The organism is Actinoplanes sp. ATCC 53533 (assembly GCF_003947245.1).
This window is the reverse complement of record NZ_QHHV01000035.1, coordinates 35511-53975: the sequence shown is the minus strand read 5'-3', so window position 1 is coordinate 53975 and position 18465 is coordinate 35511. Positions and strand designations below refer to the sequence as shown.

The window sequence follows — 18465 nt, the reverse complement described above, 5'->3', positions numbered from 1 at the left end:
CGCGGTTCCGCCGGGAGGCGGAGGCCGCCCGCCGGGTGGCCCGGTTCTGCACCGCGCAGGTGCTCGACGTCGTGCTCGACGGCGAGGTGGCCTACCTGGTGACCGAGTTCATCGAGGGCCCGACGCTGGCGGCCTGGATAGCGCAGGACGGCCCGCTGCGGGGATCGATGCTGGACAGTCTGGCGACCGGGGTGGCCGCCGCGCTCAACGGCATCCACGCCGCCGGCGTCGTGCATCGCGATCTGAAGGCCGGCAACGTGCTGTTGTCCCGGCTCGGCCCGAAGGTGATCGATTTCGGGATCGCTCGCAGCACGGACCCCGCGGGTGCCCGCACCGACTCCGGCCCGGTGATCGGCACGCCCGCCTACATGGCGCCGGAGCAGTTCGACGGAAAGATCACCGCGGCGTCGGACGTCTTCGCGTGGGGCTGCGTGATCTCGTACGCGGCGACCGGGCGAACGCCTTTCGGGGCCGGCACGCCGTACGAGGTGATGCGGCGGGTGATCACCGACGAGCCGGACCTGTCCGGGCTGGAGCCCCGGCTGCGCGACCTGGTCGGTCGTGCCCTGCGGAAGCGGCCGGAGCAGCGGCCCACCGCGCGCGAACTGCTGCTGGCCCTCGTGGGTGACGAAGCCGACCCGGTGCTCGCCACGACCCGGATGCTGGACGCGGCCGACTGGACCCTGCCGGACCCGCCGCCCGATGACGCGCCGGCCCGCGGCGAGCCGCGCCGGATCCCGTACCGGTTGCTCGCGCTGGCCGCGGCCGCCGTCGCGGCCCTGGTGACGGCCATTGTGCTGTTTCCCGGCGGGGGCACGCCCACCGGTAGCGGCGCCCAGTCCGGCGGCACACCGACCGGAACCGGGACCGCCGAACCGGTCACGCCGCTCCGAACCGGGACCACCGGGACGGTCCCGCCGACCGCCCGCGCCGGCTCCGGGGGAAGCCCGGCCGCCCACGCCGGCTCCGGGGGAAGCCCGGCCGGCACCGCCGGGCGTGGAATCAGCCTCGGCACCCGCGTGCCGCGGACCGGCACGGTCGCCCTCGGCATCGGGGAGGTGCACCGCTACGATCTCGTGCTGGCCGACGGCGACGGCCTCTACCTGCAGGGGGGACGAGGAGTGCGACGCTCACCTGCTGCCCTGGACGCTGGTCCGCCGCGGCGGCGGCACCGTCGCCGCCGCGAACCTGACGTGTGCGCGGTACGGGCCGCTCCGGCTCGAGGCAGGCGATTACGAACTGCGGATCGGTGGACCCGGCGTCGAGGGCCGCTACGCGCTGCGGCTGATCCGGGCGTAGGCGGCGGAGGATGCCAGGCTATCTGGAGGTGTGGACGTCGGCCGGCGTGCAGGTCGTGCCGCTGGAAGGCGACCGGCTCACGCTCGGCAGCGCCGATGAGAACGATCTCGCGGTGCCGGTCGATCGGCGGCTGTCCCGGCTGCACGCGATCCTCGAGCGCTATCCGGCCGGTTGGTGTGTGCGGGACCTCGGCTCCCGCAACGGAACGGTGGTCAACGGCCGGCGCATCTGGCAGGACCGGGCGCTGGTCGACGGCGACGAGATCCGGGCCGGTTCGTCGCGCTTCGTCTACCGGGCCGGCCCGGCGGCGGCGACCGCGGGCCCGCCCACCGAGGGCGCGGCGGCCGGGCCGGCGTTGACGACCCGGGAACGGGACGTGTTGATCCACCTGTGCCGCCCGCTGCTGACCAGCCAGTTGTTCACCGAGCCCGCCTCCAGCCGCGAGATCGCCGCGGCGCTGGTGGTGACGGAGGCCGCGGTGAAGCAGCACCTGCTGCGCCTGTACGAGAAGTTCGGCATCGATGACGACGGCGACCGGCGACGGGTTCGGCTCGCCAACGAGGCCATGGCCCGGTCGGCGGTCACCTTGGCCGACCTGCGCGCCGCGCCGGGCAGTGCGGACGGCGGCGGACGCGTTTGACGCCCGGCCGGCGCGCCCGGTCGACCCGCCGGCCGGCGCGCACGGCACCGAACCGGCGCCGACGGAGTGGACAACCCGGCATCGACCGGAACGGCGTCGTCGGCGTGCGGCAGGAGACCGCGCGGTTCGGCACCATTGTGCTCCGCTCGGTGGTGGGCATCGACCGGATTGGCCAGGGTCTGGCCGTGCCCGGTCCCATTCTGAGGCTCGCCAACGTCCACAAGACCTTCGACGCCGGCGTGAAGTTGTTCGCGGGACCACCGGACCGGATCTCGATCCGCACGCCGGTATCGGCACCCTCCGCCACGGCGCGAGCCGGGAGAAGATGCTGTCTCTGTGCGACATGATCGCGCTGCTCCTTCCGGGAGCATCGGGGCACGAACCACAGCGGAAACGGCCCGCCGGCACCAGGAATCGTGACACCATCGCCCGCGACGCCGTTCAGCACGGTCAATGGGTATGTGCGATCGTAGGACCGGCGAGCCACCGGGGTCCAGCGGCCACGAGCGCCGACGGCCCCAGCGTCAGGCCGCGGCCGCGGGCGGGCGGCCGGTGTCGTGATCCGGCGCGCATGACCCGACCGCCGGCAGGCCGACCAGCGCGGCCGCCCGCCGGCAGCGCGCCGGATCGACGAGAATCTCGGTGGAGTCCGTCACCTGATCGATGGTCCCGGGCAGGGTCCCGATCGGGCCGCCCCGGCGTCCGCCGAGCCGGTCGACCAGCGCCCGCACCCCGGGATCGGTGACGGCCGCGGTCAGCGCGACGGTCAGCCGCTCGGCGTGCAGGACCCGGATGTCGCGGGTGTGAAAGGCCCGCGGCTCCGGGTCGACCGGTGCGGCCAGCCCCAGCTCGTTGGTCGCGGCCACGAGCAGACCCGCGGCCGTGACCAGCGCGTCCTCCCGTTCGCGGGTGCCGGCCGCGGCCAGCGCGGCGGCTAGCGGCGGCCCCGCGGTCGCGGCCAGGTGCAGCCGGGCGAAGCCACTGCCGAGCCATTTCGGGTACGGCGCCCAGCGGCGCTCGATCAGGAACGCCAGCCGCACGAGCTCCCGCACCAGCCTGCCGGCCACCACCCGCGAGCCCAGGTCGTCGCCGACCGCACCGGCCCGCCCCACGAAGGCCTCCTCCTGGGCGACCCGGAGCCAGCCGGCCGCCAGCGCGTAGCGCCAGACGTCGCGGGGATACCAGCTCAGCGCCGCCCGGCGGCGGGCCAGTTCGCCGTCCGGATCGTGGAAGACGGCCCCGGCGGTCAGGGCGGCCAGGGTCTGGGTCGGCGTCAGCAGCCAGTCCGCGAGGCCCAGCCCGGCCGCCGGGTCGATTCCCAGCCGCCGGGCGAAGAACGCGCCGGCGTCGGTCACCTCGACGTGGTGGCAGGGCTCGCCGCCGTTGCGGCCGGTGGCGGCGAAGACCGTCGGGTATCCCTCGAAGGTGCCCGGCAGCGCGTCGAACGACGGCGCCGGCGCGCCCAGGGGCAGGAACACCTGCACGCGCGGGCCGAAGTCGTGGTCGGTGGAGACCGCGTCGTCGAAGCCGAGCACCTCGGAGCCCTCGCCGAGCAGGGCCGCGGCGTGCGGCCGCCCGCCCAGCGAGGGGCGGATGGCGCGCTCGTAGAAGCGGCGGCTCAGCGCGATCCCGGACACGGCCCCAGCCTGCCGCACCGGGCAACCGGATTTCAGTGCCGGCAGCGGTGTCCGCGCTCGCGAAACGACGCTGCCGTCCAGCCGCCGGGTACCAGCTTCGTGCCAGGAGAATTCCTCGCCGCGTCGGCGGCGACGTTTTCTTCTTAGAGTTTCCATCAGTGCCACAGCGACTACCGAGGAGGACGCAAGTGCCGGTTGTGTTTACCGCTTCGTCGGCGGCGAAGAAGCGCCGTTGGTCCATTCCCGTTCTGATCTCCGCGGTTGTTCTCGGCGGCGGGAGCGGCTGCGCACTGGCTCGGCCGACTGTTGGCGAACCCACTCCTGCCTCGGTCACCAGCCCACTGAACAGCTCGTCCAAGCCGCAGAAGGCGGCGAAGAACAACGCGAAGCCGGCCAAGGACGCGCGACCGGTCGGCGCTGAGCCGGAAGCCGGTTCCGCCCCCGCGAAAATCACGGAAGAGTCCCCGGTCGCGAAGAAGCCTGCGGCGAAGAAGCCCGCCGGCCTGAGCATTGTGCGTTTCCGGGTCAAGCAGAAGCCGACCTGTGAATCCGGCACGGATGTGGTGCGTTACCCGGGCCAGCCGGTAGTGCTCGAATGGAAGGTCAAGGGCGCCCACAAGGCCACGCTGTCGGTCGACGGCCCCGGCCTCTACGGCGAGTACGGCGCCAAGGACTCCGCCACCCTGGACTTCCCGTGCGCCGGCCCGGCGAACACCTACGTCTCCCACCGGTACACGCTGACCGTGAAAGACGGCCATCACACGAAGAAGCGCACGATCCACGTCAAGGCGCGGGTGAACGAGATCGCCACGCTCTGACCACCCCCGGCACGGCTTCCCTGCCGTGCCGGGCGACCGGATCTCAGTACCGGCAGCGCAGCACCACCATGGTGTGCCCGTCGACGGTGCGCTGCCCGCCGGCCTTGGCCGTCCGGCGCCGGGCGGCCAGCAGCGGATCGGCCGTGTCGACCACGGTCTCCCAGGTGCGGCCGTACGGGCGGGGCGGCAGCGTGAACGTGACGCTGTCGGCGAGCGGGTTGAACAGCACCAGGAACGAGTCGTCGGTGATCTCCTCGCCCAGCGAGCCGCGCTCGGGGATGCCGTGGCCGTTGAGGAACACGGTCATCGTCATGCCGGACCGGGCGTTCCAGTCCTCCTCGGTCATCAGCTCGCCGTCGCGGCGCAGCCAGGCGATGTCGGGCACCTTGGCGTCGGGTGCCGGTTCGCCGGTGAAGAAGCGGCGGCGGCGGAAGATCGGGTGCTCCGCGCGCATCCTGGTCAGCGACGCGGTGAACCGGGTCTGCACGTCGTGCATGCGCGCGTCCGCCCAGTCCACCCAGCTCAGCTCGCTGTCCTGGGCGTACACGTTGTTGTTGCCGTGCTGGGTGCGGCCGAGCTCATCGCCGTGGGAGATCATCGGCACGCCCTGCGACAGCAGCAGCGTGGCGAGGAAGTTGCGCTTCTGCCGTTCCCGCAGCTGGACGACCTCCGGGTCCTCGGTCGGGCCCTCGACGCCGCAGTTCCACGACCGGTTGTGGCTCTCGCCGTCGCGGTTGTCCTCGCCGTTGGCCTCGTTGTGCTTGTCGTTGTACGAGACCAGGTCGTTGAGGGTGAAGCCGTCGTGCGCGGTCACGAAGTTGATCGAGGCGAGCGGGCGGCGGCCGTCGATCTCGTACAGGTCGGACGAGCCGGTGAACCGGGAGGCGAACTCGCCGAGGCTGCCCGGTTCGCCGCGCCAGAAGTCGCGGACCGTGTCGCGGTACTTGCCGTTCCACTCCGTCCACAGCGGCGGGAACCCGCCGACCTGGTAGCCGCCGTCGCCGACGTCCCACGGCTCGGCGATGAGCTTCACCTGGCTGACCACCGGGTCCTGGTTGACCAGGTCGAAGAACGCGGCCAGCCGGTTCACCTCGTGGAACTCGCGGGCCAGCGCCGAGGCGAGGTCGAAGCGGAAGCCGTCGACGTGCATCTCGGTCACCCAGTAGCGCAGCGAGTCCATGATCAGCCGCAGCGACTCGTGATGCCGCACGTTGAGGCTGTTGCCGGTGCCCGTGGTGTCGTAGTAGTACTGCTTGTCGTCGTCCACCAGCCGGTAGTACGCCGGGTTGTCGATGCCGCGGAACGACAGCGTCGGGCCGAGGTGGTTGCCCTCCGCGGTGTGGTTGTAGACGACGTCGAGGATCACCTCGATGCCGGCGGCGTGCAGGGTCTTGACCATCGACTTGAACTCCTGCACCTGACCGCCGTGCCCGCCGAAGGACGTGTAGTCGTTGTGCGGGGCGAAGAAGCCGATGGTGTTGTAGCCCCAGTAGTTCGTCAGTCCCCGGTCGACCAGGGTGCTGTCGTGCACGAACTGGTGGACCGGCATCAGCTCGACGGCGGTGACCCCGAGCTGCTTGAAGTGCTTGATCATCGTGGGGTGGGCCAGGCCCGAGTAGGTGCCGCGGACGTCGTCGGGGATGCCCGGATGGTTCTGGGTCATGCCCTTGACGTGCGCCTCGTAGATCACGGTCTGGTGGAACGGGATCCGCAGCGGCCGGTCGTTGGCCCAGTCGAAGAACGGGTTGACCACCACCGAGCGCGTCGCGTACGGCGCCGAGTCCTCGTCGTTGACCTCGCCCGGGTTGTCGAAATGGTACGAGAACAGCGCGTTGTTCCACTCGTTGTGCCCGTCGATCGCCTTCGCGTAGGGGTCGAGGAGCAACTTCGAGGGGTTGCACCGCACCCCGTTCGGCGGGTCGTACGGGCCGTGCACGCGGTAGCCGTACCGCTGACCCGGCACGACCCGCGGCAGGTAGCCGTGCCAGACCAGGGCCTCGCGTTCCGGCAGGTCCACCCGGGTCTCGGTGCCGTCGTCGTCGAACAGGCACAGCTCGACCCGGTCGGCGACCTCGGAGAAGAGCGCGAAGTTGGTACCCCCGCCGTCATACGTGGCCCCCAACGGGTACGGCGAACCGGGCCAGATCTTCATGTCACTCCTCAACACAAGCGGATGCTGCGCGCACTGCTTCCCCACTCTGCCGTCCCCCGAACCCTGCGCGCGCGGGGCCGGGTGTACAAATGGAACCCGAATGCCAGAGCCTCATGTCACGAACTTGCCCGGTTTTTCCGCCGCCGGTGGACTCAGCCACCGCCGCCGCCTGCTCGTCCTCGCGATCTGCTGCCTGAGCCTGTTCATCGTCGCGGTGGACGTCACGATCGTGAACATCGCGCTGCCCTCGCTGCGCGCCGATCTGGACGCCTCCGTCTCCTCGCTGCAGTGGGTGCTGGACTCCTACACGCTGGTGCTGGCCAGCCTGCTCGTCCTGGCCGGCTCGACCGCCGACCGGTTCGGCCGGCGGCGCACCTTCCAGACCGGGCTGGTCCTGTTCACCGCCGGTTCCCTGCTGTGCAGCGTGGCGCCCGGCCTGGGCTGGCTGATCGCCTTCCGGATGGTGCAGGCCGTCGGCGGCTCCATGCTCAACCCGGTCGCCATGTCGATCATCACGAACACGTTCACCGAGCCGCGCGAGCGGGCCCGCGCGATCGGCGTCTGGGGTGGCGTCGTCGGGCTCAGCATGGCGCTGGGCCCGGTGCTCGGCGGCGCCCTGGTCGCCGGGCTGGGCTGGCGGTCGATCTTCTGGATCAACGTGCCGATCGGGGTGGCCGCCTTCGTGCTGGCCGCGCTGTTCGTCCCCGAGTCGCGGGCCGGCCACCCCCGCCGGGTCGACCCGGGCGGGCAGGTGCTGGTGCTGCTCCTGCTCGCCTCGGTCACGTACGGGATCATCGAGGGCCCGGTCGCCGGCTGGGGCTCGCCGCTGATCGTGGGCTGTTTCGTGCTGGGCGCGGTGGCGCTGGCCGCGCTGCTGGCGTACGAGTCACGCCGTACCGAACCGCTCTTGGACCTGGGGGTCTTCCGCAGCGTGCCGTTCTCCGGCGCGACCGTCATCGCGGTCTGCGCCTTCGGCGCGCTCGGCGGTTTCCTGTTCCTGAACTCGCTGTACCTGCAGGACGTCCGCGGCCTGTCCGCGCTGCACGCCGGGATCTACACGCTGCCGATGGCGCTGCTGACCGCGATCGTCGCCCCGCTGTCGGGCCGCATCGTCGGCGCGCGCGGGCCCCGGCTGCCGCTGATCCTGGCCGGCTCCGGGATGGCGCTGGCGATGCTCCCGCTCACCCGGCTCACCGCGGACACCCCGGTCTGGCTGCTGTTCGGCGCGTACGCGATGTTCGGGTTCGGTTTCGGCATGGTCAACGCGCCGATCACCAACACCGCGGTCTCCGGCATGCCCCGCGCGCGGGCGGGCGTCGCCGCGGCGATCGCCTCGACCAGCCGGCAGGTCGGCACGGCGCTGGGCGTCGCGGTCGTCGGCTCGGCGGTGGTCTCCGGGCTCGGCGGCCCGGCCGCCGGGCACTTCGCCGCGGCGAGCCGGACCGGCTGGTGGATCCTGTTCGGCTGCGGCGTGGCGGTGCTCGCGCTGGGCCTGGCCACGACCGGCCGCCGGGCCCGGGCGACCGCCGTCGACTCGCCGGTGCCGGTGGCGTGACGATCCGAACATGGCGCGGATCCCGTATCCTCGGATCCGCGATGCCTGCCGAGCTCCCCCACGTGATCGGGGTCTTCGACGAGGCGGCCACGAGCTACGACAGCGTGGGCGTCGACTTCTTCACGCCGATCGGCGCCGAGCTGGTGCGCCGCGCGGCGATCCGGCCCGGCGAGCACGTCCTCGACGTGGGCTGCGGGCGGGGTGCGGTGCTGTTCGGCGCCGCGGCCGCCGCCGGGCCCGGCGGCCGGGTCGTCGGCACCGACCTGGCGCCGCACATGGTCGAGCTGACCGCGGCGGCGGCCGCGCACCTGCCGGCCGTGTCGGTGCGGGTCGGCGACGCGCAGGCGCCCGCGTTCGCGGCGGGGTCCTTCGACGTGGTCACCGCCGGGCTGGTGCTGTTCTTCCTGCCGGACCCGCCGGCCGCGCTGGCGGCGTACCGGAGGTTGCTGCGCCCCGGCGGCCGGCTGGCGTTCAGCTCGTTCGCCGCGTTCGACCCGCGGTACGAAGGCGCGCTGAAGGCCGTGGCCGCGCACACGGCGAAGGCGCAGTGGCAACTGCCGAAACCCACCCTGTTCCGCGGCGAGGAGACCATCCGGGCCGCGCTGGCCGCCTGGTCCGACGTGCGGATCACCGAGTTCGCCCAGGTCAGCCACTTCACCGGGGTCGAGCAGTGGATGAGCTGGATGGGCTCGCACGCCGGCCGGGAGCTGATCCGGGCCGTCCCGCGGGAGCGCCTGGCGGCGGCGACCGCGGCGGCCGAGGCCGAGCTGGCCGGCGCACGGGCCGGCGACGGCCGCATCCAGCTGACCACGAGGGTCCGGATGGTCGTGGCCGGTCGTTGACCGAGCGGCTCGCAGGAGCCAGCGCGTAGGGCCTTGACACACCTGCCCTGGGCGGTGTTCTCAACCTACCGGTTGATAAACCGGCTAGTTGATAAGCCAGGTGGTTGAGCATGACGACAGCCGACCCGATCAGCGGCGTCTTCGCCGCCCTCGCCGACCCGACCCGCCGGGCGATCCTCGCCCGGCTGGCCCGCGGCGAGGCCACGGTCAACGAGCTCGCGGCGCCGTTCCCGATCAGCATGCAGGCGGTCTCGAAGCACCTGAACGTGCTCGAGCGCGCCGGGCTGATCGCCCGCACCCGCGAGGCCCAATGGCGGCGCTGCCGGATCGAACCGGCCCCGCTGCGCGACATCGCGGGCTGGGTCGAGCAATACCGGCGCCTCTGGGAAGAGCGCTATGACACGCTCGGCGGATACCTGGCCGACCTGCAGAAGGAGCAGCCATGAACACCATCAGCGTCAGCACTCCGAGCCCCACCGAACTGGTCATGAGCCGCACGTTCGACGCGCCCCGGGCGCTGGTCTTCGCCGCGCACACCGAGGCCGAGCACCTGCGCCACTGGTGGGGCCGCGGCAACCCGCTCGAGGTCGCGATCGACTTCCGGGTCGGCGGCACCTGGCGCTTCGTGGAGACCGCGGACGGCAAACAGCACGCCTTCCGCGGCGAGTTCCGCGAGATCGCGGCGCCCGAGACCTTCACCTGGACCTTCGAATACGAGCCGATGGCCGGCCACATCGCGGTGGAGAAGTTCGTCTTCACCGAGGAGGACGGCCGGACGACGGTGACCGGGACGACCCAGTTCGACACCCAGCAGGAGCGCGACGGCATGCTCCAGTCGGGCATGGAGCAGGGCGCCAACCAGAGCTACGCGGCCCTCGACGCCTACCTCACCAAGATCGGCTGACCACCCACACGGACGGCACCCGCACGCCGGCCGGCATGCGAAAAGGGCCGCCCTCTCGGGCGGCCCTTGCACACTGCGATCGATCAACCGATCAGCGTCGGGATCTTCTCGAACAGCTGCGTCGTGAACGTCACCATCTCGTGCAGCATCCAGTTACCCGAGAACAAGATCGCCGCACCCACACCGACCGCCTTCGGCACGAACGACAACGTCGCTTCCTGGATCTGGGTCACCGACTGGAACAACGAGATCGCGAACCCGATCAACAGCGCCGTCACCAGCACCGGCGCGCACATCTTCGCGGCGATGGTCATGGCCTGCATACCCAGCTCAACGATCTGCGTGTCCGTCATGCCATCCCCTTCGGGACCCCAGCGAAACCACCGAGTGCACAACGGGGGCGCCCCGGTTGCCATTCGGTTCACCCCCGCGAAAACCTCAAGTCACCGCCAGCGGCCGTGGCGGCGCGCAAGGGGGTGGGTGGCCATGTGTCCCAGGGTGCTGCTTACCCACCTCGGAAAGGCCCTCCAGGATGCCCCCTCCACGGTGACTCCAGCTAACTCGCGTTACAGGTGCAGTGGCCGGTTCTCGACGACGGTCTTCATGACCAGGGTGGAGCGCATGCGCTGGACGCTGGGCAGGGTGGCGAGTTGCTGGTCGTAGACCTCCTGGAAGGCGGGCAGGTCGCGGGTGATGATGCGCAGGAGGTAGTCGGGGTCGCCGAACAGACGTTGAGCCTGTTGGACGTGCGGCATGGCAGCGACAGCCTGTTCGAACGCGTCGAGGGTGCGGCGGTCGGCGGCGTTCATGGTGACGAAGACGAGGGCTTCGAAGGTCAGGCCGAGGGATTTGGCGTCGACGTGGGCACGGTAGCCGCTGATCGCGCCGGCTTGTTCGAGGGCGCGTAGTCGACGGTGGCAGGGCGAGACGCTCAGGCCAACGCGTTCGGCGAGGTCGGTGACGGTCAGTCGACCGTCCCGCTGTAGTTCGGCAAGAATCTTGCGGTCCAGGGCGTCCACGGGGCAGATTCTCCTCCAAAAACGGCCTGTCGGCGAGATAGTCGGGAACACCTTCCTCGGTTTCACGCATAGCCTTTCCCTCAGGGCCAAACCTGTCCCGAATGATCATCTATGCCCGAGAAGGGGCTGTGTCATGGCCGTCAGTACCATCGCCGCGTTCTGGGCGGTGTCGTTCCTGTTCGTCATCACTCCTGGTGCTGACTGGGCCTACGCGATCGCGGCCGGTCTGCGCTATCGCACGGTGCTGCCCGCGGTTGGTGGGCTGCTGGCAGGGCATCTACTGGCGACCGCTGTGGTGGCGGCCGGGGTAGCCGCGCTGGTCGCGGGGTCACCGATGGTGTTGACGGTGCTGACCGTAGCTGGTGCGGGTTATCTGGTGTGGTTAGGCATCGGCATGCTTCGGCAGCCGCCGACGCTGGAGGCGAGCAGCGAGCAAGCGCCGCACTCGTGGATACGGCAGGCCGTCAAGGGCTTGGGGATCAGCGGCCTCAACCCGAAGGTGTTCCTGCTGTTCCTCGCCCTGCTGCCGCAGTTCACCCGGCCGACGGTGAGCTGGCCGCTTGCGGCGCAGATCATCGTATTGGGTCTGGTGCATGTGGCCAGCTGCGCGGTGATCTACACGGTGATCGGCACCGGGGCCCGGCGAGTGCTGCGGGCCCGGCCGACCGTAGCGCGAGCCGTAACCCGTGCTTCCGGATCCGCCATGGTCATGATCGGCGTGTTGCTGCTGGTGGAGCAAGCAATCCGGTAACGCCCGCCGATGTGTGGGCGGCAGGGCTTGATGCGCCATCCTGGTGCCCGCTGACGCGGAGATCGCGCCGGGACGTACGCATCGGCCGGGCCAGCCGGCCGGAGGTGACTCAGCAGGCGCCGCTTTCGCTATGGGAACGGCCGCAGCACTACCACTCCGTCGTCGTCGCTGTAGATCTGAGCGCCCGGGTGAAAGGTGCAGTTTCCGAAGGTGATCGGCACGTCTCGTCTGCCAGCTCCGGTTTTGGTGCTTTTACGAGGGTTGGAACCTAGCGCCTTGATCCCGATGTCGAGGGTGCGGAGTGCGGTGACATCGCGGATCGCTCCGTTGATGATGATGCCGGCCCAGTCGTTGTCGACGGCGATGCCTGCGATGACGTCGCCCATGAGAGCGCGGTGGAGGGATCCCCCGCCGTCCACGATCAGTACCCGGCGCTCGCCCGGCTGGGAGAGCACCGATTTCAGCAAGGCGTTGTCCTCGAAGCACTCCACCGTCACCGCGGGACCGTGGAACGCGGAGGACCGGCCGAACTGCCGTAGCTGCGTGTCGCAGGAACCGAGCTGCTCGCCGTATTGGTCGTAAAGGTCCGCGGTAGCTTTTGTGCTGGTCGTGTCGGGCATGGCTTCCTTCGCTGGGGGTGGCTGGCGGGCCGGCGGCTCGGTCAGGAGATCGGCTGGGGCGTGACGGTCACCAGCTCCTGCGCGCTCAGACGCGATGCTGCCTTGGCCCCGAGGCTGGTGTCGATGTGCCGGCGCATCACCTCGGCGGCCCCGGCGGCGTCACGATTGACCACGCAGTCGAGCAGGGCCTGGTGTTCGGCCGCCTTCTGGTCGCGCTCTTCTTGGCTGCGCACGACTTCGAGCCCGAGCCGGCGGTAGCGATCAGCCTTGTCCCAGAGCGCGTCGAGGGTGCTGGTGAGGATCTCGTTGTGCGAGGCGGTGTAGATCGCGGTGTGGAATCGTCGGTGCGCGACGAGGTCGACGAAGGCGGGATTGTGCGGCAGCGGCTCCAGGCCGCGGATCGCGTCGCGGATCTCGCGGATGTCGGCGGTGCTGCGCCGCTCGGCGGCGAGTGACACCGCCAGCGGGTCCAACGAGGTCCGGATCTCCAGCAGATCGCGTGCCTGTTCGGCAGTGAGCTGGGTGACCCGGGCATCGCGATGAGCGTCGAGCTCGACCAGGCCCTCGGACTTGAGCCGGCGGAGCGCCTCGCGCAGCGGGGTGGTACTGATCCCGATCGTTCGGGCCAGCACGGACTGGTTCAACACCGCGCCAGGTTCGTACTCGCCGGACAGGATCTTCTCGCGCAACTTGATGTAGGCGAAGTCGCTCTTCGTGGAGAAGAGCTCAGACGGCTCGCTCATCCAACCTCCCAGAATCTTCTTATAACCTACACCACCGGCCAGTCCTAACGGTACGCCAATCCCGGCGAGCGGGGCGAATCGCGGCTGGCTTGCTCCGTACGCAGGTCAGAATGCCTCCATGGCCACTCACCCATGGGTGCCTTCTCGGCAGAACGCCCCGGCTTGCGCGGCTTTGGACCACCAACTTCACGGGTTCCGCAAGATTGTTTCAGCCCAGATGTTGACGGCCATAGGTTATAACCTCCATCGTGAGGCGGTCACACAGCGATGTTTCCTCCTCGTCAAGGAGTCGTAAATTGACCAGTCCGCGAACATCTCCGCTGATCGGACGCCGCCGGCTGCTCGCGTCCTTCGCCACCGCGATAGTCGCCGTGTCCCTGGGCGCCTGCGGCGGTGCCGACGAAGCGGCGGCACCGCCGAACAAGATCACCGAGGGCACCGCGCCGGACTACTACCCGGCGGAGTACAGCCAGATCATCGAGGCGTCGAAGACCGAGGACGGCTCGCTGACCATCTACTCCAACACCGACCAGGAGAACTGGGCGCCGATCTTCCGCGACTTCCAGAAGAAGTACCCATGGGTCACCAAGATCTCCGCGAACAACCTGGACAGCGACGAGGTGTTCCAGCGGGCGCTCAGCGAACAGGCAACGGGCAACTCCCCCGCCGACGTGCTGGTCTCCAACGCCGCACAGGCCTGGGCGGAATACAACGAGGAAGGCAAGAACCGCCTGACCACCTACGCCTCGCCTGAGCTGGCGAAGCTGCCGAAGTTCGCAACCCTCATGCCCAACGTGTTCGCGATGTCGATGGATCCGATGACCATCGCCTACAACGCCCAGTTGGTGCCCGAGGCGCCGACGGGCCTGGCCAGCCTCGCCACGATCGTCGCCAAGGACCGGAAGAAATTCGACAACAAGATCACCACGCGCGACGTCAAGGGCGCGTTCGGCTTCACCGTGTCGAACGCCTTCGCCGCCGCCGACCCCGCCGCCTGGAGCAATCTGGAGAAGCTGCTACCGCTCGCCCGGCCGGAGACCTCCTCGGGAACACAGACCGAGAAGATCCTCTCGGGTGAGTACCTGGTGGGCTTCTTCATCTCCGCGGCACCGGCGTATCCCGTGGTCAAGAACAGCGGCGGGCTGTTCAAGGTCACCTTCCTCGACGACGGCACCGTCGTCCTGCCGCGCGGAATCGGTATCGCCCCCAAGGCACCGCACCTGAACACGGCGAAGTTGTTCACCGACTTCGTGCTGTCCGCGGAGGGACAGCGGGCCGTGGCAGAGGGCGGGCTGACGGCATACCGCGAGGACGTTCAGAAAGCCGAAGGCCTGCACACCTATCAGGAGGTCGTCGACCAGGTCGGCCAGGACGAGGTGATCCAGGCGAAGTATCAGCTCGTGCCCGACGCCGACGTGCAGCAGTTCGTCAGCCGATGGAATGGCCTGCTGGCCCAGTAGGCACCGGCAGTCCTCGACAAGCGGAGCGCACACGATGTCAACGGCAACCACACCGGCGAAAGCGCCAAGTGCGGCCGGACAATCCGTTCTGGAACCGCCGCGCTACCGGCGCCTGCTCGGCGCCGGACGGGAAACCTGGGTGCAGTACGGAGTGCTGGCCCTCCTCGCCCTGCTGGTCCTCGCACCCGTCGTCCCCACCCTCTACCAGTCGTTCCTCGACCGTCCCCTGTACGAAGCGGGCGGCATCCTCACCGCCGGCAACTACGTACGGCTGTTCACCGACTCGGGCTTCGGCGAGGTCATTGGAAACACAGCGCTGTTCGCGGTCGGCACCACCCTGCTCACGCTGCTGATCGCCGTACCGATGGCAGTGGTGGTCGTCCGCACGCAGTTGCCCGGCGCCCGACTCTTCGCCGCCGCGATGCAGTGGCCCTTCTTCATCTCGTCGCTGATCCTCGGGTTCGGCTGGATCACCCTCTACGGCCCGGCCGGCTTCGTCAGCACCGAGGTACGCGGTTGGATCGGCACGGTGCCGTGGAACCTGTACTCGATCCCCGGCATGGCCGTGACCGAAGCGGTGGCCCTGGCACCGATCGCCTACGTCTTCTGCGCCAACGCCCTCCGGCAGTCCGACGCGTCCCTCGAGAGCGCCGCGCAGGTGTGCGGCGCCCGGCCCCTGCGGATCCTGTTCTCGGTGATCATCCCGATGCTGCGCCCGCCGATGGTCTACAGCTCCATCCTCGTGTTCAGCATGTCCGTCGAGACCCTCAGCGTTCCGCTGCTCTACGGCCAGCCCGTCGGCATCTCGGTCTTCTCCACGTTCCTGTACAGCAACGGCCTGCAGTCGATCAATCCCGACTACGGCGTGCTCGGGGCCGCGTCAGCGCTTATCTTGCTCGTCACCATGGGGCTCGTCGCCGTGCAGGCGAAACTGCTCAAGGACGCCCAGCGCTTCGTCTCCGTCCGGGGCAAGGCCACCAGGCCGCGCCGGCTCGACCTGGGCTGGTTCAAGTGGGTCAGCATCGTCGCGATCGGCTGCTACGTCATCTTCGGTGCGCTGCTGCCGATCGGCGGGTTGGTCTTCCGATCGTTCACGCTCATCTTCACGCCGTTGCAGTCGCCGTTCAAAACGCTCACCGGCGCGAACTACGAGCGCATCTTCAGCTTCGAGGCGTACACGCGCTCGATCTGGAACAGTCTCATCGTCGCCGCTGTCGGCGCCGTGCTCGTCAGTGCGCTGTCCGTGCTGGCCGTGCTCGTCGCCCGCCGCTCCAGCTTCCGCTTCCGCCGCGCCGTGGAATACCTCTCGCTCGCACCGCAGGCCATGCCGGGCATCATCATCGGCATCGGGCTGTTCTGGGCCTTCGCCTACGCCCCGTTCGGCGCGGGCGGCCTCATCCAGGGCACCCTGTTCGCCCTCATCATCGGTTTCGGACTGCGGGCCCTGCCCAGCGGCTTCGGCTCCATCGCACCATCGGTGATGCAACTCGGGCTGGAACTCGACAACGCCGCCCGGGTCTCCGGTGCGGACTGGCTGCGCACCTTCACCCGCGTCCTCGGCCGGCTGCTCGTGCCCGCCTTCGCCGGAGCCATGATCCTGACCTTCGTCACCATGCTCAAGGAATACTCGCCGGCCATCTTCCTCGGCTCGGCCGACTCCAACATCCTCGGCACCACGATGCTCGAGCTCTGGGTCCAGGGCAACACCGGCTCCGTCGCTGCCCTGGCCAGCATCCAGATCGCCATCACCGCGGCCTTCGTCGGCCTTGCCGGGCTACTCATGAGGGGATACCGCGATGCCTGACGTCACCGTCGCGAACCTGTTCAAGACGTTCGGGGCCGTCACCGTCCTGCACGAGATCAACTTCACGATCCACGACGGTGAGTTCTTCACCCTGCTCGGGCCCAGCGGCTGCGGCAAGTCCACCACCCTCAACTGCATCGCCGGCCTCGAACGGCCGACCGGCGGAACGATCAGCGTCGGCGACACCACCTTCGTCGACACCGGGAACAAGAAGTTCCTCACCCCCGAGGAACGCAACCTCGGCATGGTGTTCCAGTCCTACGCGCTGTGGCCGCACATGACGGTGGCGGCGAACCTGGCCATGCCGCTGACGATCCGCAAGACCAGCAAGAAGGACAAGCGGGAACGCATCGCCGATGCCCTCGACAAGGTCGGCCTCGCGCACCTCAAGGACCGCTACCCGCACCAGCTGTCCGGCGGCCAGCAGCAACGCGTGGCCCTGGCCCGCGCCCTGGTGTACTCGCCGTCGGTGCTGCTGCTCGACGAACCGCTGTCCAACCTCGACGCCAAACTGCGTGAACAGGCGAGGGCCTGGCTCAAGCGCCTGCAGGAGGACCTCGGCATCACCACCGTCTACGTCACCCACGACCAGGACGAGGCACTCGCCCTCAGCGACCGCATCGCGGTGATGTCCGAAGGCAACATGCTGCAGATCGGCACGCCCCGCGAGATCTACGAGACACCGGCCACTCCGGAGGTCGCCGCCTTCGTCGGCCGGTGCAACTTCCTGCTCGGCCGCGTCGAGGACACTGCCGACGGACGCAGCCACGTACGGCTGGACGCGAGCGGCGACATCGTCGAGATCATCAGTGGCCACCGGGTCGAGCCGGGTCAAGAGGTCACCATCGCCATTCGGCCCGAGCGCCTCGAGGCGCTGCCGGCAGGCGACACCCGCCCGGGCGTCAACAGCCTCAAGACCGACGTCCTCACCACCTCATACGTCGGCTCCCGATACGAGTACGACCTCAAGCTGGGCAACCGCATCGTGCAGGTGCAGACGTCGCGGCCCGGCCTCACCGGCACGGTCTGCCTCACCTTCGCCCCCGACGAGGCCCTGCTCTACCCCGCAGCCGTGGTGCCGTCCGCCGAAGTCGCCGAACTGCTCACCATCCCCTCCTGAAAGCGAGACTGCATCTCATGACCAGCTACTCCCTTGGCGTTCTGTTCGGCGACGGCATCGGCCCGGAGATCGTCCCCTCCTCCACGGCCATCGCCGACGCCGCGGCTGAGGCCTCCGGCCTGGAGCCCGTCGACTGGGTCGAACTTCCGCTCGGCGCCGCCGCCATCACCGAATACGACACCGCCGTACCGGAGTCGACCCTCACCGCGCTGGCCGGCCTCGACGGCTGGCTGCTCGGACCACACGACAGCGCCGCCTACCCGGAGCCCCACCGGTCGCAGCTCAACCCCAGCGGAACGATCCGCAAGCACTTCGACCTGTACGCCAACATTCGCCCCGCCAAGGCGTTCGAGGGCAGCAAGGCCGTCGTCCCGGGCACCGACCTGGTCATCGTGCGCGAGAACACCCAGGGCTTCTACGCCGACCGCAGCACCTACGCCGGCACCGGCGAATTCATGCCCTCCCCCGACGTGGCCATCGCCCTGGGCATCATCACCCGCCCTGCGGTCGAACGCATCGCCCGGTCGGCGTTCGAACTCGCCCGCCGCCGCGACAAGCGCGTCACGATCGTGCACAAAGCCAACGTGCTCAAGATGACCACCGGACTGTTCCGGGACGTCTGCCGCGAGATCGGCACGGACTACCCGGACGTGGCCATCGACGACTTCCACATCGACGCGATGACCGTGCACCTGGTCCGCCGCGCCGACGCCTTCGACGTCATCGTCACCGAGAACATGTTCGGCGACATCCTGTCCGATCTCGCCGGCGAGATCGCCGGCTCGCTCGGCATCGCACCGTCGCTCAACTCATCCGACACCCACGCCATGGCGCAAGCCGCGCACGGCTCGGCACCCGACATCGCCGGACGCGACATCGCCAACCCGATCGCCATGATCATGTCCACCGCCATGCTGATGGACTGGCTCGCCGCCAAACACAGCGACGACCGCGCCCGCGACGCCGCCGGCAGGATCGAGCGTGGCGTCGAAACCGCAGTCCGCAACGGCGTCAGCACCCGCGACCTGGGTGGCTCCGCGTCGACCACCGACTTCACCGCGGCGGTGGTCGAGGCGATCCGAGCCGGCTGACCCCACGCAT

At 69.6% G+C, this 18465-nt stretch carries 18 protein-coding genes and 1 pseudogene; 13 read left to right on the top strand and 6 right to left on the bottom strand.

Annotated features, from left to right (window positions below):
* Positions 1-35: 35 nt before the first annotated feature.
* The 3 genes and pseudogenes from DMB66_RS65840 to DMB66_RS13825 form a co-directional block, all read left to right on the top strand.
* Positions 36-551: pseudogene (locus DMB66_RS65840) on the top strand (serine/threonine-protein kinase); the annotation flags it as partial.
* A 758-nt stretch (positions 552-1309) separates the two neighbouring features.
* Positions 1310-1939: an FHA domain-containing protein gene (locus DMB66_RS63665; RefSeq protein ID WP_125804477.1), complete on the top strand. Its 630-nt coding sequence runs from the start codon at positions 1310-1312 to the stop codon at positions 1937-1939.
* A gap of 104 nt (positions 1940-2043) precedes the next feature.
* Positions 2044-2286: a hypothetical protein gene (locus DMB66_RS13825; protein ID WP_125804476.1), complete on the top strand. Its 243-nt coding sequence runs from the start codon at positions 2044-2046 to the stop codon at positions 2284-2286.
* 177 nt (positions 2287-2463) lie between these two features.
* On the opposite strand, the gene DMB66_RS13820 is transcribed toward DMB66_RS13825, so the two are convergent.
* Entirely contained in the window at positions 2464-3576 is a 1113-nt protein-coding gene (locus DMB66_RS13820; protein WP_233624534.1) for a DUF4037 domain-containing protein, read from the bottom strand.
* 188 nt (positions 3577-3764) lie between these two features.
* Between DMB66_RS13820 and DMB66_RS13815 the strand changes: the two genes are divergently transcribed.
* Positions 3765-4394, top strand: a complete 630-nt coding sequence (locus tag DMB66_RS13815; RefSeq protein ID WP_125804474.1) for a hypothetical protein — start codon at positions 3765-3767, stop codon at positions 4392-4394.
* Positions 4395-4437: 43 nt separating this feature from the next.
* Here the strand turns inward: DMB66_RS13815 and glgX are convergent, their stop codons facing one another.
* Positions 4438-6546 (bottom strand): glycogen debranching protein GlgX, encoded by a 2109-nt coding sequence (glgX, locus tag DMB66_RS13810; RefSeq protein WP_125804473.1) that lies wholly within the window; start codon positions 6544-6546, stop codon positions 4438-4440.
* Between the two features lie 124 nt (positions 6547-6670).
* Here glgX and DMB66_RS13805 point away from each other — a divergent pair, with 124 nt between their 5' ends.
* The 4 genes from DMB66_RS13805 to DMB66_RS13790 all read left to right on the top strand — a co-directional run bounded on the left by DMB66_RS13805 (position 6671) and on the right by DMB66_RS13790 (position 9847).
* Complete coding sequence (locus DMB66_RS13805) at positions 6671-8101, top strand: MFS transporter (protein ID WP_233624533.1); 1431 nt, start codon at positions 6671-6673, stop codon at positions 8099-8101.
* A 41-nt stretch (positions 8102-8142) separates the two neighbouring features.
* Entirely contained in the window at positions 8143-8943 is an 801-nt protein-coding gene (locus DMB66_RS13800; RefSeq protein ID WP_125804471.1) for a class I SAM-dependent methyltransferase, read from the top strand.
* Positions 8944-9053: 110 nt separating this feature from the next.
* Entirely contained in the window at positions 9054-9389 is a 336-nt protein-coding gene (locus DMB66_RS13795; RefSeq protein ID WP_125804470.1) for a helix-turn-helix transcriptional regulator, read from the top strand.
* Positions 9386-9847, top strand: coding sequence for an SRPBCC family protein (locus DMB66_RS13790; RefSeq protein WP_125804469.1), 462 nt, complete (start codon positions 9386-9388; stop codon positions 9845-9847). Before DMB66_RS13795 ends, DMB66_RS13790 begins: the two co-directional genes overlap by 4 nt.
* Before the next feature lie 83 nt (positions 9848-9930).
* On the opposite strand, the gene fliQ is transcribed toward DMB66_RS13790, so the two are convergent.
* Both fliQ and DMB66_RS13780 read right to left on the bottom strand, forming a co-directional pair.
* Complete coding sequence (gene fliQ, locus DMB66_RS13785) at positions 9931-10200, bottom strand: flagellar biosynthesis protein FliQ (RefSeq protein ID WP_125804468.1); 270 nt, start codon at positions 10198-10200, stop codon at positions 9931-9933.
* A gap of 213 nt (positions 10201-10413) precedes the next feature.
* The gene (locus DMB66_RS13780) at positions 10414-10866 is read right to left on the bottom strand and encodes an Lrp/AsnC family transcriptional regulator (RefSeq protein ID WP_125804467.1); all 453 of its coding nucleotides are present in this window, start codon (positions 10864-10866) and stop codon (positions 10414-10416) included.
* Positions 10867-10999: 133 nt separating this feature from the next.
* Here DMB66_RS13780 and DMB66_RS13775 point away from each other — a divergent pair, with 133 nt between their 5' ends.
* Complete coding sequence (locus tag DMB66_RS13775; protein WP_125804466.1) at positions 11000-11617, top strand: LysE family translocator; 618 nt, start codon at positions 11000-11002, stop codon at positions 11615-11617.
* 128 nt (positions 11618-11745) lie between these two features.
* Here DMB66_RS13775 and rraA read toward each other — a convergent pair whose 3' ends face one another.
* Together rraA and DMB66_RS13765 are read right to left on the bottom strand one after the other, a co-directional pair.
* Entirely contained in the window at positions 11746-12237 is a 492-nt protein-coding gene (gene rraA / locus DMB66_RS13770; protein ID WP_125804465.1) for a ribonuclease E activity regulator RraA, read from the bottom strand.
* 41 nt (positions 12238-12278) lie between these two features.
* A complete protein-coding gene (locus DMB66_RS13765) occupies positions 12279-12980 on the bottom strand; it encodes a GntR family transcriptional regulator (RefSeq protein ID WP_125804464.1) in 702 nt (233 codons plus the stop codon).
* Positions 12981-13276: 296 nt separating this feature from the next.
* Between DMB66_RS13765 and DMB66_RS13760 the strand changes: the two genes are divergently transcribed.
* The 4 genes from DMB66_RS13760 to DMB66_RS13745 all read left to right on the top strand — a co-directional run bounded on the left by DMB66_RS13760 (position 13277) and on the right by DMB66_RS13745 (position 18455).
* On the top strand, positions 13277-14440 hold the full coding sequence (locus DMB66_RS13760) for an ABC transporter substrate-binding protein (RefSeq protein ID WP_125804463.1): 1164 nt from the start codon (positions 13277-13279) through the stop codon (positions 14438-14440).
* Positions 14441-14579: 139 nt separating this feature from the next.
* The gene (locus DMB66_RS13755) at positions 14580-16244 is read left to right on the top strand and encodes an iron ABC transporter permease (RefSeq protein WP_199752309.1); all 1665 of its coding nucleotides are present in this window, start codon (positions 14580-14582) and stop codon (positions 16242-16244) included.
* On the top strand, positions 16237-17364 hold the full coding sequence (locus tag DMB66_RS13750; RefSeq protein ID WP_125804461.1) for an ABC transporter ATP-binding protein: 1128 nt from the start codon (positions 16237-16239) through the stop codon (positions 17362-17364). Before DMB66_RS13755 ends, DMB66_RS13750 begins: the two co-directional genes overlap by 8 nt.
* A 17-nt stretch (positions 17365-17381) precedes the next feature.
* Positions 17382-18455, top strand: coding sequence for an isocitrate/isopropylmalate dehydrogenase family protein (locus DMB66_RS13745; RefSeq protein WP_125804460.1), 1074 nt, complete (start codon positions 17382-17384; stop codon positions 18453-18455).
* The last annotated feature ends 10 nt before the right edge of the window (positions 18456-18465 follow it).

What these genes read in the sequence shown, in the direction of transcription:
- DMB66_RS63665 (WP_125804477.1), top strand. Translation starts at nt 1,310, where the DNA reads ATGCCAGGCTATCTGGAGGTGTGGACGTCGGCCGGCGTGCAGGTCGTG.
- glgX (WP_125804473.1), bottom strand. Translation starts at nt 6,546, where the DNA reads ATGAAGATCTGGCCCGGTTCGCCGTACCCGTTGGGGGCCACGTATGAC.
- DMB66_RS13800 (WP_125804471.1), top strand. Translation starts at nt 8,143, where the DNA reads ATGCCTGCCGAGCTCCCCCACGTGATCGGGGTCTTCGACGAGGCGGCC.
- DMB66_RS13795 (WP_125804470.1), top strand. Translation starts at nt 9,054, where the DNA reads ATGACGACAGCCGACCCGATCAGCGGCGTCTTCGCCGCCCTCGCCGAC.
- DMB66_RS13790 (WP_125804469.1), top strand. Translation starts at nt 9,386, where the DNA reads ATGAACACCATCAGCGTCAGCACTCCGAGCCCCACCGAACTGGTCATG.
- fliQ (WP_125804468.1), bottom strand. Translation starts at nt 10,200, where the DNA reads ATGACGGACACGCAGATCGTTGAGCTGGGTATGCAGGCCATGACCATC.
- DMB66_RS13775 (WP_125804466.1), top strand. Translation starts at nt 11,000, where the DNA reads ATGGCCGTCAGTACCATCGCCGCGTTCTGGGCGGTGTCGTTCCTGTTC.
- rraA (WP_125804465.1), bottom strand. Translation starts at nt 12,237, where the DNA reads ATGCCCGACACGACCAGCACAAAAGCTACCGCGGACCTTTACGACCAA.
- DMB66_RS13765 (WP_125804464.1), bottom strand. Translation starts at nt 12,980, where the DNA reads ATGAGCGAGCCGTCTGAGCTCTTCTCCACGAAGAGCGACTTCGCCTAC.
- DMB66_RS13750 (WP_125804461.1), top strand. Translation starts at nt 16,237, where the DNA reads ATGCCTGACGTCACCGTCGCGAACCTGTTCAAGACGTTCGGGGCCGTC.
- DMB66_RS13745 (WP_125804460.1), top strand. Translation starts at nt 17,382, where the DNA reads ATGACCAGCTACTCCCTTGGCGTTCTGTTCGGCGACGGCATCGGCCCG.